Raw genomic sequence first — 15204 nt, forward strand, 5'->3', positions numbered from 1 at the left:
GCGTGGTCAGGGAGACAGGGGAGCGCTTCGTCGCGCGCGCACGGCGCTGGGCGCTCGACCTGCCGCCGCTGGCCCTGTTGACGGGTGGCTTCCTCGTCGTCCTGCTCGTCTCGGGGCTCTTCGGGGGCCTGCGCGAGGTCGACACCGACCCGGCCGGCACCGTCACGGCCGGGGTCCCCGTGGAGACCGAGCCGCTCACCGTCACCGTCAAGGACGCGTACTGGGTCACGGCGTTCCCCGAGGCCGCCGACTCCCCCGACAGCGCTGACAGCGCTGACAGCGACCGACGGATCTACCCGGACGAGCCCACCCGAGGGCGCTTCGTCGTCGTCGAGGCGACCGTGCTCAACACGTCCGACGAGACCGTCGAGTACGACGTGCTGCGCGAGGCCGTCTCGCTCGACGGAGCCCAGGGCTTCGTGTCCACGCGCGACACGGCCCTCGTGCCGGCGGCGCAGGCCCGGCCCACGTACGTCTACACCATGCCCGAGAAGCGGATCTTCGGCACGGCCCAGCCGGGCGTGACCTACACGGTGGCCTACCTCTGGGACCAGTCAGCGGCCGTGCCGCTCCCCCAGCGCCTCACGGTCGCCGTCAACGGCCACACGTGGCGCGAGGACACCCTCGACTTCCACCTCGGCTGGAAGGACCCCGCCGTCGAGGCGACCGGCCCCTTCGCCGTGCCCGAACGGCGGGCCTCATGAGGCTGCCGCGGCCGCGCCGCTCGACCTTCGGCGTGGGCGCCCTCGTCGTCGCCGGCCTCGCGGTGACCCAGTCGCTCGACGCGCTGCTCCCGTCGGCGACCGGCGCCGACTTCGGCACCGGGGCCCAACGTCCCTTCGTCCGCGAGGGGATCGTGGGCACGCCGATCGCCCTGCGCACGGGCGACCTCACCGTCAAGGCGGTCGAGGGCGCCACGACGCTCGAGGAGAGCGGCGCCTACCCCGTCACCACCGAGGCGGTCTTCGTCGTCGTGCACTTCACCTGGAAGCCGCAGCGGGAGAAGGGCACGATCGCGGTCGCCGAGGTGGCCGGGGGCGACGACCGCGTCTTCCGGGCCACGTCGATCGGGTCGGGACGTGACGGGGTGACCTGCCCGTTCCCGCCGCCCGGGGTCACCGCCGAGTGCACCGCTGTCATCGAGCTCCCCCGCGACGCGCTCCCCGGCGCGTCGGTCACGCTGTCCACCAACGCCATCGACGAGGGCCTCGACGACGTCGCCCGCGTCGACCTCGGGGTCGACGCGGCAACCTCGGGCTCGTGGGGACGGGGCCGCACGGCGACCGTGTCGTCCGGGCTGGTGGGTCTCTCGTGAGCAGCGGCGAGACGGCCAGCGAGACGGGCAGCGAGACCGGCAGCGAGACCGGCAGCGAGACCGGCAGCGAGACCGGCAGCGAGACCGTCGCCCCGAGCCGGCGCAGCTGGTTGCGCCGCAACCGGGTCGGGCTCGTGCTCCTGCCGATCGCCCTCGCCGCCGCTCTCGCCGGCAACGCCGAGCGCCTGCAGACGCTCTGGTGGGAGGACGCCCTGCACGCGCCTCAGCGCCCCGACTCCGCCGGCGTCGTCCACTTCGTCGACGCGTACGACGACGGGCACCACGCGTGGCCCATCCGCCCGGCTCTCTCGCTCCTGTCGGTCGCCCGCGTCGACTCCCTGCCCGGCCCCGACGGAGAGCCACGCCCGGTGACGCTGCCCACGGGTGCAGTGCTGCACAAGGTGACCCTGCACGTCGAGGCCGACCCGAACATGATCCTCACCGGGTGCACCCTCGCCCTGGCCGACGAGGACGGCACCCGCTGGGAGACGAGGTCGCGCGCCTTCGAGGTCGACGCCTCCGAGCCGTTCTCGCCGTGCACGCCCGACGACCACCCCGGCCCGGGCTGGCTGCCGAAGGACGAGCAGCCGGTCGTCGAGGCCGACGAGGTGCGCCCGGCGGGCTACGACGTCGACTCCTACGTCGTGACGCCGGCGGACGCGCGGCCCACGGAGGTCTGGGTCTGGTGGGACGAGCCGCGCTTCGCTGCGCTGCCGATCACCTCGACCGACGAGGGCTGAGCGCGCACCAGCGACGTCGGCGGCGCCTCAGGCCTGCGCGGGCACCGGCGCGTCGGGCGTCGCGGTCAACGCAGCTGTCGCCTCCGCCTCGTCGCGGCGCAAGATGATGCGGTCGACGGCGGCGGCGATGAGTCCCACGAGCAGCACCGTGTAGCAGGCCATCTGAGCCACGTTGAACCACGGCATGAAGGCGAGGCCCGTCGAGGCGTCGACGGGGCCGCGGGCGAGGCGCAGCAGCTCGCCGACGCCCCAGTGCACGCCGCGCGCCACCATGAACACGACGCAGAAGAGCAGCATCGGCACGAGACCCGCGACGACGAGCAGGCGTACGCCGTCGGCGAAGGTGCGGAAGCGGTCACGCAGGTCGGCGGTCGCGTTGCGGCCGAGCCGGCGCACCGGGGCCGGCACGCGCTGGGTGCGCGACGCGACGGCGTCGACCGACCGGCGCCACCTGCCGACGGGCACCTCGCCCGCCCCCGCAGCGGATGCCGGGCCACCGGCTGGACTGAGGGCCGGCGCGGCGATGCGGTCACGCCGGCCGTAGGCCACGGCCCCGACGGTGAGCCAGGCGATGGGCACGACGACGAGGTCGGCCCCGTTGGCGAGCACGCCTGCGACCGCGTCGACGACCGCCTTGACCGGCACGCCGACCGGGCCCAGCACCTCCACCACCCGGTGCCAGCCGTCGAGCGCCCAGACGGTGAACGCGCGCGAGTCGCGCCAGTCGGCGAACTTCTGGAACAGCTGGTCGGCGTAGACCGCGAGGGAGAAGAGCCAGAAGATCTCGATGTAGGCCGCGAACAGGCCGACGCCCGTGTGCTTCTCGGCGAGCTCGAAGCGGTTGATGAGGCGGCGCAGCACGAACGCCACGACGATGACGCCGAGCAGGAACGCCCGTTCGCCGATGATGAAACGCATCGGCCCGGTGTCGGAGCCGTAGAAGAGGTCGGCGCTCGCCCGGAACTCCTGGAAGGCCGCCTGGTTGATGAACTGGCGACGGTCGGCCTCGAGGAAGCCCTGCGCCGAGTAGACGGTGAGGAACGGCACGAGCATGCTCGCCAGCAGGCCCAGCCGGCCCCCTTCGGCGCCCCGGCGTCGCGCCTGCCGAGTGGTTGCACCGGCATTCGCGTCACCGGTGGCCGGGGCGGTCGCGAAGCTCGCGTGCCGCAGCGACGGGGAGAGCGTGCGCAGCATGAAGATGATCGCGGCGAGCGTGCCGATGGGGGCCAGCGGCAGCAGCAGCTGCGCGACCAACGGGTGCTGGTCACTCACCTCCACGGCCGCCCAGATGACGCCTCCGCGCACGGCCGCACCGAACAGGAAGAGCACGAGCAGGACCGGAAGGTGCCGCCATGCCAGTCGCAGGCCGTCGACCACCACCGACGAGGCGTCGCGCACCCCTGACCACACCCTGTCCACGGGCGCAGTCTAGGGTCGGCGCGCGACGCTGAGGGCGATGCCGTCGAGGATGTCGTGCTCCGAGGTGATGACCTCGGCGATCCCCGCCCGGTCGGCGACGCGCTCGACGACGCGCCGCCACACGAGCGCGCCGGCGCCGATGACGTCGACGCGGCCGGGGTGCATGTAGGGCAGCGCCGCCCGGTCGGCACGGGTCATCGCGAGCAGGTCGTCGCACGCGGCGAGCACGTCGGCCACCGGGGCGTGGCTGAGGTGGATGCGCTCGGGGTCGTATGCCGGCAGGCGGAGCAGGTGCGCCGTGATCGTCGTGACGCTGCCGGCGAGGCCCACCAGGGCCGAGACCCCCTCGAGGGGCACCGTGGACTCCGCGACGTCGAGCGCCGCGTCGATGTCACGGGTGGCCGCGGCGATCTCGTCCGCGGAGGGCGGGTCGCTGACGAGGTGGCGCTCGGTCATGCGCACGCAACCGATGTCGACCGACCGCGCGGCCTCGACGTGCTCGGTGCCGCGGACCAGCTCGGTCGATCCCCCACCCAGGTCGACCACGACATACGGACCCGGGACACCTTGCGCCGCAAGGCCGCCCGTCGCTCCCGCGAAGGAGAGCGCGGCCTCCTCGTCGCCGGACACGACCTCGGGAGACACCTCGTCGCCGTAGTGCTCCTGGAAGGCGGTGCGCACGCCCTCGATGAAGTCGGCGGCGTTCTTCGCGTCGCGGGAGGCCGAGGTGGCCACGAAGCGGACGGCTGCGGCTCCGAGCTCTCGGCACGCGGCGGCATACTCACGCGTGACGGCGAGAGTGCGCTCCATGGACTCGGGGGCGATGACCCCGGTGCGGTCGACACCGTGGCCGAGCCGCACGATCTCCATCTGGCGTCGCATGTCGGTGAGGGCGCCGGTGGACGGGTCGACGTCGGCGACGAGCAGGCGGATCGAGTTGGTGCCGCAGTCGATCGCGCCGACGCGCACGGTGCCCTCAGCCATCGGCGCGGCCCGTCGCGGCGGTGCCGGCGGTGTCCCCGGTGGTGTCGCCGGCGGCGTCGGTGGTGTCCTCGGCGGCGTGCTGGGCCGCGCACGACATCGGCTGCCACCAGTCGTCGAGCATCGCGAGCGCCTCGTCGCCGAGCGGGTTCACGCCCGGGCCCGCGGCGAGCGAGTGTCCGACGAGCACGTGGAGGCACTTGACGCGCGTCGGCATGCCCCCGGCGGAGATGCCGTCGATCTCGGGCACGTCACCGAGCTCGGCGCGCTGGGCGAGGTAGTGCTCGTGGGCCCGGGCATAGGCCGCCGCGAGCTCGCTGTCGTGCCCGAGCCGCTCGGTCATCTCCTTCATGACCCCGCTCGTCTCGAGCGTGCTGATGGCTCCGGTGAGGCGGGGGCAGGTGGCGTAGTACGTCGTCGGGAAGGGTGTGCCGTCGGGCAGGCGGGGCTCGGTGCGCAGCACGTCGGGCTCGCCGCAGGGGCAGCGGTGGGCCACCTCGGCCACGCCACGGGGCGTCCGGCCCAGCTGCCGCTCCACGGCGGTGAGGTCGGCGGGGTCGACGGGGTCGACGGCGGGACGGGAGGGACGTGCGGGGTCGCTCACTCGGCACTCACTTGGGGTTCACTCCTGGGACTGGCTGCTGGGCCTTCGGACCGGTGCCGCACCAGTGTGCTCCTTCCGGCGCCACCCGGGGGTGGCAGCCGGCCGTGGTCACTTGCGCGCGACGCCTGCGGTCGGTCGGTCGGCGATCTGGACCGACTGCCACACCTTGCCGTACCAGGGCGCCGAGGAGTTGGCCAGGGGTGCTGCGACGACGGGACGCTCGGCGGCCGGCGCGCTCTTCTCGTTGGCCGCGGGGTCGATGACGGTGTAGGCGCGGTCGCCGACGCGCACGAACTTGAGTCGCTCGCGCGCCTGCACCTCGATGAAGGCGGGGTCCTTCCACAGAGCGGCCTCGCGCTCGAGCTGCTGCACCGTCTGCTGCTGCTGGGCCACCTTCTCCTGCAAGGCGGCCGCGTCGCCGCGCTGCTGCACGAGCGAACGCAGGGTCGGCACGATCGTCACGGCGAGCATGACGACGATGCCGAGGAGGATCGCTCCACGCACCCAGGCCGTCGACGCGGACGGCGGCGTGGCCTGCGGCGTGCGCGGGCGGGCGGCGAGCGCCGGGCGTTCCTTGCCCGCACCGGGTCGGCTCTGCCGGGAGGCACCCGGCCGGGACTGGCCGGGACGGGTGCCCGACGCCTTGGCGGCACCCGTGCGGGGCGTGGACCGTCCCGAACCGGTACGAGCGCCGGCCGCGGGGGTGCTGCCCGTACCCGTCGACGAACGGGGGGTGCTGCGCGGGGCCGAGGGACGCGCGGCGGCCGGGCGCGCGCCGCCGCCCGGGCGGCCCGTCGACGACGGGCGACCCGGGCGGGACGGCGTGCGGTCGGCCATCGGGCTCAGCCCTGCGACCCGAAGCGGCTCGCCTCGAAGCGCGGGAACGCGCCGGCGCCGGCGTAGACCGCGGCGTCGTCGAGCTCCTCCTCGATGCGGAGCAGCTGGTTGTACTTCGCGACGCGCTCGGAGCGGGCCGGGGCGCCGGTCTTGATCTGGCCGCAGTTCGTCGCGACGGCGAGATCGGCGATCGTGACGTCCTCGGTCTCGCCGGAACGGTGGCTCATCATGCAGCGGTAGCCGTTGGTCTGCGCGAGGGTGACCGCGTCGAGCGTCTCGGTGAGCGTGCCGATCTGGTTGACCTTGACGAGAAGGGCGTTGGCCGTGTTGCTGCTGATGCCGCGGCCGAGGCGCTCGGGATTGGTGACGAACAGGTCGTCGCCGACGAGCTGCACCTTGGTGCCGAGCAGGTCGGTCATGGACTTCCAGCCGTCCCAGTCGTCCTCGTTGAGGGGGTCCTCGATGGACACGAGCGGGTAGGCGTCGACGAGCTCGGCGTAGTAGGCGACCATCTCGTCGGCCGACTTGCTCGCGCCCTCGAACGCGTAGGAGCCGTCCTCGAAGAACTCGGACGCCGCGACGTCGAGCGCGAGGGCGATGTCGCGGCCGGGCTCGTAGCCGGCGGCCTTGATCGCCTCGAGGATGAGGTCGAGGGCAGCCCGGTTGGACTCGAGGTTGGGGGCGAAGCCGCCCTCGTCGCCGAGGCCGGTGGCGAGGCCGCGCTCGCTGAGCACCTTCTTGAGCGCGTGGTAGACCTCGGTGCCCCAGCGCAGCGCCTCGCGGAAGGTGGGCGCGCCGATCGGCGCGATCATGAACTCCTGGATGTCGACGTTGGAGTCGGCGTGCGACCCACCGTTGAGGATGTTCATCATCGGGACGGGCAGCACGTGCGCGTTCGGGCCACCGACGTAGCGGAAGAGCGGCAGGCCGGCGGACTCGGCGGCGGCGTGCGCGACGGCGAGCGAGACGCCGAGGATCGCGTTGGCGCCGAGCGTCTCCTTGTTGGCCGATCCGTCGAGGGCGAGCATCTCGGCGTCGATGAGCCGCTGCTCGCTCGCGTCGAAGCCGACGAGGCGCGGGTTGATCTCCTCGATGACGGCGTCGACGGCCTGCTCGACGCCCTTGCCGAGGTAGCGGCCCTTGTCCCCGTCGCGGCGCTCGGACGCCTCGAAGGCTCCGGTCGAGGCGCCCGACGGGACGGCCGCGCGAGCGAACGTGCCGTCGTCGAGACGGATCTCGACCTCGACGGTGGGGTTGCCGCGCGAGTCCAGGATCTCGCGGGCGCCAATCTCCTCAATGCTGGCCACTGGCTCTCCTGTGCTGTGCTGCTCGTGCTGGCGCGCTGCCGGGTTGGCCCGGCCAGCTCGACGAGCAGGGGGTGGATGGGTCCGGGGTGCTCGGCGGCCTTCGGCTGGTGCGAGCGGGACGCGACGTTGCGAACCGGGCGCACACCGAGCACAGGTGTCGGGATCGAGCGTAGCCCGTGGCGTCGGGCGCCGGACGGAGCGACCCGGCATACGGGCGGGTAGCCACGCGAGACCGCCGGACGACGGTCATTCAGCTCGGGCCGTGGACGAAAGCCACACATCGGACAGTCCAAAGTTTTTTACTCTTTCCTTACCAATCGCTGACCAGACCGAGGCATACTCCAACTAACCATCCGGGGGGGTGGAGCTCTACGTGGCTAGGGCACCGAGGGGTGCCGGGGGTGGGGTGTTGTCATGGGTCAGCCCATGCGCGAAGCGGGGGTAGTTCTGCTCGATGTGAGTGCGCGTCCGGTGACGCAACCTCACAGCGAGAGGAGTCGCGGCCAGCGTCTCCTGCAGCTGGGGATCGCGGGGGGCGATCTGGTGATCATCACCGCTGCGACGGCGCTGGCCGCGATCGGCCGAACCGGCCTCGAGGTCTTCGACGTCGCCAACGACGTCAACCAGGTGGCGCAGTCGGTCGGTCTGTGGATCGTGGCCGCGTGGATGCTCGCGAACCTGCTCTCGGGCACCTACACGAGCAGCCACCTCGGCGTCGGCACCATCGAGTACGCCCGGGTGTGCAGCGCGGCGGGTCTCACCGCCGGCGCGATCGGCATCCTCAGCTACCTCACGAAGTTCAACCTCTCCCGAGGCTTCTTCGTGCTGATCTTCGCGATCGGGGTGCCCACGGTGCTGCTCTGGCGCTGGTATGCACGGCGCTTGGTCCACCGGGCGCACGCCCGCGGCCGGCTGCTGACTCGGGTGCTCATCTCGGGCTCGGTCGCCCACGTCGACGACGTCGCCGCCGTGCTCGAGCGCGAGGCCTGGCTGGGCTTCCGCATCGTCGGCGCGCTCATCCCGTCGTCGCAGCCGCTGCGGTCCACCCCGCGTGGGGTCCCCGTCGTCGGCACGACGAACCACACCGCCGAGTCGGTGCTCGCCGAGAAGGCCGACATGGTCGTCTTCACCGAGGGCGCCTTCCCGTCGGCCGTCGACTTCCGCCGCATCGCCTGGGACCTCGAGGGCCACCACGTGCAGATGGCGGTCGTCCCCAGCCTCAGCGACATCTCGACGGGCCGCATCGCGATGCGTCCCGTCGGCGGGCTGCCGCTCGTCCACGTGGGCCAGCCGCAGAGCCTCGGCGCCTCCCGCGGCCTCAAGCGAGCGTTCGACCTGCTCGGCGCGACGGCGCTGCTGCTGCTCGCCTCGCCCGTCATGCTCGTCTTCGCCATCGCCACCAAGCTCCAGGACGGCGGGCCGGTCCTCTTCCGGCAGACCCGGGTCGGGCGCGACGGCGTGCTCTTCGAGTGCCTCAAGTTCCGCAGCATGGTCGTCGACGCGGAGTCGCAGCTGCCCGGCATCACGCACCTCAACCAGAACAGCGACGGCGTGCTCTTCAAGATCGCCCGCGACCCGCGCGTGACGAAGGTGGGCGCCCTCATGCGCCGCCTGTCCATCGACGAGCTGCCCCAGCTGATCAACGTCGTGAACGGCGACATGAGCCTCGTGGGACCCCGACCTGCTCTGCCGGCCGAGGTGCGCCGCTACGTGCCGGACGTCCAGCGACGGCTGCACGTTCGTCCGGGTGTGACCGGCCTGTGGCAGGTCTCCGGGCGCAGCGACCTCTCGTGGGAGGACACCGTGCGCCTCGACCTCTACTACGTCGACAACTGGTCGCTCGTGCAGGACCTGTCGATCCTGGCCAAGACCGTCCACGCGGTCGTCAGGCCCCGCGGCGCCTACTGACGGCGCGGCACCACTCGAGACCCGGAAGGGGTCGCGTCGCTTCACCCGGTCGACGCGGCCCCTTCCGTCACTTCCGCTCGTGCCGAGGGCGTATGCCGTCAGGCGACGTCGCCGCCGACCGCCTCGCTCGCGGCAGCGAGGCCGCGCAGCGTCTCACGCAGGGCGGCCTCCGCGTCGACGCCCTCGGCGCGGGCCCGGCGGACGAGGGCGAGCAGCTCGGATCCGAGGCCACCCGTCTCGACGGCGGCGTCGACGAGGTCGTCGCGACCGGCCTTGTGCAGGCGTGAGACGTATTTCTCGGCGCGCGCCAGCGCCGGCAGCGAGTGCGGCACCCCCTCCACAGGGTGCGTGCGGTGCTGCTTCTCCTCGGCCTTGATCGACTCCCAGTTGGTGGCCACGGCGTCGGCGGTGTCGGCCTCGACGTCGGCGAAGACGTGGGGGTGGCGGCGCACGAGCTTCTCGACGAGACCGCCCGCGACGTCGTCGATGCCGAACGGATCGCTCGGGTGCTCCTCGGCGACGCGGGACTGGAACGCGACCTGCAGCAGCAGGTCACCGAGCTCCTCCTGCATGTGGGCCGGGTCGCCGCTCTCGATGGCCTCGATGGCCTCGTGCGCCTCCTCGAGCAGGTAGGGCACGAGGGAGGCGTGGGTCTGCTCGGCGTCCCACGGGCAGCCGCCCGGCGAGCGCAGCCGGTCCATGACGGCGACGACGTCGAGCAGGCGCGCGCCCGGCACGTCGAAGGAGCCGATGAGCAGCTCGACGTCGGGCGGCTCGGGCAGCCGGGTCACCTCGACGGCGACGGCGTCGCTGAGCCCGGGGTCGCCGTCGGACGAGCCCACCCAGACGACGTCGCCCTCCTCGGCTGCGGCGACGAGGTCGAGCGCGAGCTCGGCGGGATGGCCCTCCTCGCGCTCGCGCACCTCGACCCCCGCCTCGACGACCGCCGCGACCTGGGGCTCGTCGGGACGGCCCCAGACGGCATACGCCTGCCCGAGGATCGTCCACGCCTCGCGCGTCAGGAGCCCCGGCGCGACGCGGGGTGTGGTGACGAGCAGGACGAGGCGACCGGGCACGGCGACGGGAAGGTGCGAGCGGCTACTGGCCCGGGGTGCCCGTGGCACCGCCCCCGGCCGGCGCCGGGTTGGAGTCGGGCTTGAGCCAGTTCGGCGTCGTCTGGCCGATGGTGAAGTAGACCGGACCCTGGTCGGACTGCACGACCGAGCCGTACTTCGGGTTGACGGAGATGTCGGCTCGCTTGAGGTCGGCGCGGTAGGCGGCGACGTCGGCGGGCGTCATCTTCTGCGACTGGATGAGGGCGACCGCCTCGACGAACTCCTTCGTCGTGTCGGTGGCGCCGGGGATGGAGGCGATGACCGAGGCGTAGGTCTCGTCGGGCTTCCAGCTGCCCGACTTCGCGACGGCGCTCTTGAGCAGCGGCGCGGCGACGAGGGCCGTGACGACGATGTTCTCGGCGAAGTCGAGCTTGGCGGCCTTGAGCTGGTCGAACGTCTCGCGCACGTCGGACTCGTGGATGACCTCGCCGTTGACGACGGCGGCGGCCTGCTGGCGGGTCTCGAAGCCGCACCCGCCGAGCAGCGACACGGCACCGAGGGCGGCGATGCCGACGACGGCGACGCGCCTGGTGGGACGGGCAGACCAAGCCTTCACTGATTTCCTCCTCTGGCGGATGCGTCTGACATCCTACGGGGCGCCCACGGCGGATCTCGCCGACCCCGACGAAGCGGTGGCCGCCGCGCCGGCGGACGCGATGTCGTCGAGCAGCACGGCGGAGATGAGCTGGCGGGCCCAGGTCAGCACCTCGACGTCGCGCAGCGGCTTGCCACCGACGCGGGCCGTCATCGGGGCCGGCACGAGGATCGTGCCCAGCGCCTCCTTGACGATGGTGCCCGGGTAGAGGCGCATGAGCCGCAGCTGCTGGCTCTCTCGCAGCTCCTTGACCGGGCCGAACCTCACGACCTTGCCCTGCACGCCGATGTCGCCGATGCGGGCCTGGCGGGCCACCACGCGCAGGCGGGCCACCTCGAGGAGGTTCTCGACGGGCTTGGGCGGGGCGCCGTAGCGGTCGCGCAGCTCGGCCGCGATCTCGTCGACGGCCTCGAAGGTCTCGACGGTGGCGAGCTTCTTGTACGCCTCGAGGCGCAGCCGCTCCCCCGGCACGTAGTCGTGTGGCAGGTGCGCGTCGACGGGCAGCTCGATCTTGATCTCGGCCGGCACGTCGACGGCGTCGCCGCGGAAGTCGGCGACGGCCTCACCGATGAGCCGCACGTAGAGGTCGAAGCCGACGCCCTGGATGTGTCCGGACTGTTCGCCGCCGAGCAGGTTGCCGGCGCCGCGGATCTCGAGGTCCTTCATCGCGACCGCCATGCCGGACCCGAGGTCGGTGTTGCTCGCGATGGTGCGCAGGCGGTCGTGCGCCGTCTCGGTCATCGGCTTCTCGGGCGGGTAGAGGAAGTAGGCATAGGCCCGCTCACGCCCGCGCCCGACGCGTCCGCGCAGCTGGTGCAGCTGGCTGAGGCCGAGCATGTCGGACCGCTCGACGATGAGGGTGTTGGCGTTGGAGATGTCGAGGCCGGTCTCGACGATGGTCGTGCAGACGAGCACGTCGAAGCGCTTCTCCCAGAAGTCCTCGACGACCTGCTCGAGCCGGTGCTCGCCCATCTGGCCGTGGGCCGTGGCGATGCGGGCCTCGGGCACGAGCTCGCGAAGGCGGCTCGCCGCCTTCTCGATCGAGCTGACCTTGTTGTGCACGAAGAAGACCTGGCCCTCGCGCAGCAGCTCGCGGCGGATCGCGGCAGTGATCTGCTTCTCGTCGTAGGCGCCGACGAAGGTGAGCACGGGGTGGCGCTCCTCGGGCGGCGTCGCCAGCGTCGACATCTCACGGATGCCGGTGACGGCCATCTCGAGCGTGCGGGGGATCGGGGTGGCCGACATCGACAGCACGTCGACGGCGGTGCGCATCGTCTTGAGCAGCTCCTTGTGCTCGACGCCGAAGCGCTGCTCCTCGTCGATGATGACGAGTCCGAGGTCCTTGAACTTCACGTCCTTGGCGAGCAGGCGGTGGGTGCCGATGACGAGGTCGAGGGTGCCGTCGGCCATGCCCTCCATGACCTCCTTGGCCTCCTTGTCGCTCTGGAAGCGAGAGAGCGAGGCGACCTTGACGGGGAACTGCGCGTAGCGCTCCGAGAAGGTCTGCTGGTGCTGGCTCACGAGCAGCGTCGTCGGCACGAGCACCGCGACCTGCTTGCCGTCCTGGATGGCCTTGAACGCCGCACGAACCGCGATCTCGGTCTTGCCGTAGCCGACGTCGCCGCAGATGAGGCGGTCCATCGGGACCTGCTTCTCCATGTCGGCCTTGACCTCGTCGATGCTGACGAGCTGGTCGGGCGTCTCGACGAAGGAGAAGGCGTCCTCGAGCTCGCGCTGCCACGGGGTGTCGGGGGCGAAGGCATGGCCCTTGGTGGCCTGGCGCGCGCTGTAGAGGCGGATGAGGTCGGCCGCGATCTGCTTGACGTAGCGCTTGGCCCGCGACTTCGTCTTGGACCAGTCGGACCCGCCCATCTTGTTGAGCGTGGGCTCCTCGCCGCCGACGTACTTGGTGACCTGGTCGAGCTGGTCGGTGGGGACGAAGAGGCGGTCGCCCGGCTGGCCGCGCTTGCTCGCGGCGTACTCGATGACGAGGTACTCGCGCGTCGCGCCGGCCACGGTGCGCTGCATCATCTCGACGAACCGGCCGACACCGTGCTGCTCGTGGACGACGTGGTCGCCGGGCCGGAGCTGGAGGGGGTCGACCTGGTTGCGCCGGCGCGACGGCATACGCCGCATGTCCTTGGTGGACGTGCCGCTGCCGGGCTGGCCGGTGAGGTCGGTCTCGGTGAGCACCTCGATGCGACCGGCCTCGTGGACGAAGCCACGCACCAGCGGCGCCGTGGTGACGTGGACGGTGCCGGCGGTGAGGGTGTCGTCGCGCGACGTGTCGAGGGCCTGGACCGCGACCTCGTTCTCGCGCAGCACCTCGGCGACGCGCTTGGCGAGGCCGGGGCCCTCGGTGACGACGGCGACGGCCCAGCCCTCGCGCACCCGCTCGCGCAGGTGCTCGACGGTGCGCTCCGTGTCGCCCCGGAAGGCCTCGGGGTCGGTGGTGCGCACGGCGACGCGCTCGTCGACGTCGTCGTCCTCGATGACGAGGTCGGCGTCGGCCACGAAGGGTGTCAGGGTCCACCAGGCCCGGCCGGTGGCCTCGGCGTGGGCCCGCACCTCGGCGATGGACCAGTAGGAGGCACTGCCGAGGAGCGACTGGAGGTCGACGGGCACCTCGTTGCCGGCCGCCGCGTTGGCCCAGCTGGCCTCGAGGAACTCGGCGCTGGTGGCGACGAGGTCGTGCGCGCGGCGGCGCACCCGCTCGGGGTCGGAGACGAGCACGACCGCGCGCTCGGGCAGGACGTCGAGCACCGACTCCATGCCGTCGACGAGGGCGGGTGCGAGGGACTCCATGCCCTCGACGGCGATGCCCTCTGCGACCTTGGAGAGCATCTCGGAGACGCCCGGCAGCTGGTCGGCGAGAGCGCGTGCCCGCGCGCGCACCTGGTCGGTGACGAGCAGCTCTCGGCACGGCGGGGCCCACAGGCCGTGATCGGCGATCTCGAGGGAGCGCTGGTCGGCGACCTTGAACCAGCGCACCTCCTCGACGGTGTCGCCCCAGAACTCGATGCGGACCGGGTGCTCCTCGGTGGGCGGGAACACGTCGAGGATGCCGCCGCGCACGGCGAACTCGCCGCGCCGCTCGACGAGGTCGGTGCGGGTGTAGGCGGCGGCGACGAGGGCGTCGACGACGTCCTCGAGGGGCCGCTCGTCGCCCGCACGCAGCGCGACGGGCACGAGGTCGCCGAGCCCCTTGGTCAGGGGCTGCAGGAGGGCGCGCACCGGCGCCACGACGACCGACAGGGGGCCGTATGCCGTGTCGTCGGGGTCGGGGTGGGCGAGCCGTCGCAGCACGGCGAGGCGCCGGCCGACGGTGTCGCTGCGCGGCGAGAGTCGCTCGTGGGGCAGGGTCTCCCACGACGGGAAGACGGCGATGCGCTCGCCCGGCAGGAAGAGCCCGAGAGCAGTCTCGAGGTCCTCGGCCTCACGGGTCGTCGCAGTGACGACGACGAGGGGCGCGGCGTCGGCCGGTCCCGAGGCGAGGCTCTCGGCCTGCCGGGCGAGGGCGGCCACGAGGAAGGGGCGCGAACCGTCGCTGGCGGAGACGTCGACGAGCCGGGTGCGACCCACCTGGTCGAGGACGTGGCGGACATCGGGGAGCGCCCTGAAGGCGGACAGCATTGGGTGCGGCATCAGGTCCTCCAGTCTAGGTCGGGGCGGCGACAGTCGCGGCGCCGGTCGACGGCCGCACGGCCAGGTGGTCGCGCGTGCTCAGCGCGGCGCGTGGAAGCGCTGCTGGGCCTCGAGCAGGCCGACCTCGATGAGGGCCTCGACGGCGTCGGCGCCCTCGTCGAGCAGGAACGGCAGCACGTCCGTGCGCTCGGCCTTGCTGAAGTCCTTGAGCACGAAGTCGGCGGGGTCCTGGCGTCCCGGCGGCCGGCCGATGCCGAGGCGCACGCGCAGGTAGTCCTTGGAGCCGAGCGACTTCGACACCGAGCGCAGGCCGTTGTGACCGCCCTCTCCCCCGCCCTGCTTGAGGCGCACGAGGCCGGCGTCGATGTCGAGCTCGTCGTGGATCACGACCACGCGCTCGACGGGCACGTCGTAGTACTTCATCAGCCCGGCCACGGCACCACCCGACTCGTTCATGTAGCTCGACGGGGTGGCCAGCACGACCTTGGGGCCGCCGACCTTGAGGCGCATCTCGGCGACACGCGCCCGGGCCTTGTGCGCCTTGAAGGCGGCGCGGCCACCGACGGCGCGGCCGGCGAGCTCCTCGAGGGCCATCGCCCCGACGTTGTGGCGGTTGCCGGCGTAGCCGGGCCCGGGGTTGCCGAGCCCGATCACGAGCCAGGTGTCCATGCGGTCCTCCGGTGGTCGGCGCTGGGGGTCGCGCTACGGGAGCTGGCGCGCGCACGGGCCCCGCCGAGC

The 15204-nt window shown here is 72.5% G+C and carries 13 protein-coding genes; 4 read left to right on the forward strand and 9 right to left on the reverse strand.

Annotated features, from left to right (window positions below):
- Nucleotides 1-2 precede the first annotated feature (2 nt).
- Genes ACXR8F_RS17440 through ACXR8F_RS17450 form a run of 3 tightly spaced genes read left to right on the forward strand, consistent with a single transcriptional unit; the run spans nucleotide 3 to nucleotide 2055 of the window.
- Nucleotides 3-704: a hypothetical protein gene (locus ACXR8F_RS17440; RefSeq protein WP_458802371.1), complete on the forward strand. Its 702-nt coding sequence runs from the start codon at nucleotides 3-5 to the stop codon at nucleotides 702-704.
- Nucleotides 701-1315 (forward strand): hypothetical protein, encoded by a 615-nt coding sequence (locus ACXR8F_RS17445; RefSeq protein WP_458802373.1) that lies wholly within the window; start codon nucleotides 701-703, stop codon nucleotides 1313-1315. Before ACXR8F_RS17440 ends, ACXR8F_RS17445 begins: the two co-directional genes overlap by 4 nt.
- Complete coding sequence (locus ACXR8F_RS17450) at nucleotides 1312-2055, forward strand: hypothetical protein (protein ID WP_458802374.1); 744 nt, start codon at nucleotides 1312-1314, stop codon at nucleotides 2053-2055. Before ACXR8F_RS17445 ends, ACXR8F_RS17450 begins: the two co-directional genes overlap by 4 nt.
- A 27-nt stretch (nucleotides 2056-2082) precedes the next feature.
- On the opposite strand, the gene ACXR8F_RS17455 is transcribed toward ACXR8F_RS17450, so the two are convergent.
- The 5 genes from ACXR8F_RS17455 to eno all read right to left on the reverse strand — a co-directional run bounded on the left by ACXR8F_RS17455 (nucleotide 2083) and on the right by eno (nucleotide 7203).
- A complete protein-coding gene (locus tag ACXR8F_RS17455; protein WP_458802375.1) occupies nucleotides 2083-3474 on the reverse strand; it encodes a hypothetical protein in 1392 nt (463 codons plus the stop codon).
- Nucleotides 3475-3483: 9 nt separating this feature from the next.
- Nucleotides 3484-4458: a Ppx/GppA phosphatase family protein gene (locus ACXR8F_RS17460; RefSeq protein WP_045187706.1), complete on the reverse strand. Its 975-nt coding sequence runs from the start codon at nucleotides 4456-4458 to the stop codon at nucleotides 3484-3486.
- Nucleotides 4451-5059, reverse strand: coding sequence for a DUF501 domain-containing protein (locus tag ACXR8F_RS17465; protein WP_458802377.1), 609 nt, complete (start codon nucleotides 5057-5059; stop codon nucleotides 4451-4453). Before ACXR8F_RS17465 ends, ACXR8F_RS17460 begins: the two co-directional genes overlap by 8 nt.
- Before the next feature lie 108 nt (nucleotides 5060-5167).
- Complete coding sequence (locus ACXR8F_RS17470) at nucleotides 5168-5896, reverse strand: FtsB family cell division protein (RefSeq protein WP_458802379.1); 729 nt, start codon at nucleotides 5894-5896, stop codon at nucleotides 5168-5170.
- Nucleotides 5897-5901: 5 nt separating this feature from the next.
- On the reverse strand, nucleotides 5902-7203 hold the full coding sequence (gene eno / locus ACXR8F_RS17475) for a phosphopyruvate hydratase (protein ID WP_458802381.1): 1302 nt from the start codon (nucleotides 7201-7203) through the stop codon (nucleotides 5902-5904).
- A 543-nt stretch (nucleotides 7204-7746) separates the two neighbouring features.
- Between eno and ACXR8F_RS17480 the strand changes: the two genes are divergently transcribed.
- Nucleotides 7747-9111, forward strand: a complete 1365-nt coding sequence (locus ACXR8F_RS17480) for a sugar transferase (protein ID WP_458802383.1) — start codon at nucleotides 7747-7749, stop codon at nucleotides 9109-9111.
- A 98-nt stretch (nucleotides 9112-9209) separates the two neighbouring features.
- Here the strand turns inward: ACXR8F_RS17480 and ACXR8F_RS17485 are convergent, their stop codons facing one another.
- The 4 genes from ACXR8F_RS17485 to pth all read right to left on the reverse strand — a co-directional run bounded on the left by ACXR8F_RS17485 (nucleotide 9210) and on the right by pth (nucleotide 15135).
- Nucleotides 9210-10187 (reverse strand): MazG family protein, encoded by a 978-nt coding sequence (locus ACXR8F_RS17485; protein ID WP_458802385.1) that lies wholly within the window; start codon nucleotides 10185-10187, stop codon nucleotides 9210-9212.
- 22 nt (nucleotides 10188-10209) lie between these two features.
- Entirely contained in the window at nucleotides 10210-10782 is a 573-nt protein-coding gene (locus tag ACXR8F_RS17490) for a hypothetical protein (protein ID WP_458802387.1), read from the reverse strand.
- Nucleotides 10783-10815: 33 nt separating this feature from the next.
- Nucleotides 10816-14466 (reverse strand): transcription-repair coupling factor, encoded by a 3651-nt coding sequence (gene mfd / locus ACXR8F_RS17495; protein ID WP_458802388.1) that lies wholly within the window; start codon nucleotides 14464-14466, stop codon nucleotides 10816-10818.
- A gap of 78 nt (nucleotides 14467-14544) precedes the next feature.
- Nucleotides 14545-15135 (reverse strand): aminoacyl-tRNA hydrolase, encoded by a 591-nt coding sequence (gene pth / locus ACXR8F_RS17500; protein WP_045191540.1) that lies wholly within the window; start codon nucleotides 15133-15135, stop codon nucleotides 14545-14547.
- Nucleotides 15136-15204: the final 69 nt, after the last annotated feature.

The organism is Terrabacter sp. AAH1 (assembly GCF_054456855.1).

Bases quoted from the DNA above. Each gene is read 5' to 3' on its own strand.
- ACXR8F_RS17445 (WP_458802373.1), top strand. From the start codon at position 701: ATGAGGCTGCCGCGGCCGCGCCGCTCGACCTTCGGCGTGGGCGCCCTC.
- ACXR8F_RS17460 (WP_045187706.1), bottom strand. From the start codon at position 4,458: ATGGCTGAGGGCACCGTGCGCGTCGGCGCGATCGACTGCGGCACCAAC.
- ACXR8F_RS17470 (WP_458802379.1), bottom strand. From the start codon at position 5,896: ATGGCCGACCGCACGCCGTCCCGCCCGGGTCGCCCGTCGTCGACGGGC.
- mfd (WP_458802388.1), bottom strand. From the start codon at position 14,466: ATGCCGCACCCAATGCTGTCCGCCTTCAGGGCGCTCCCCGATGTCCGC.
- pth (WP_045191540.1), bottom strand. From the start codon at position 15,135: ATGGACACCTGGCTCGTGATCGGGCTCGGCAACCCCGGGCCCGGCTAC.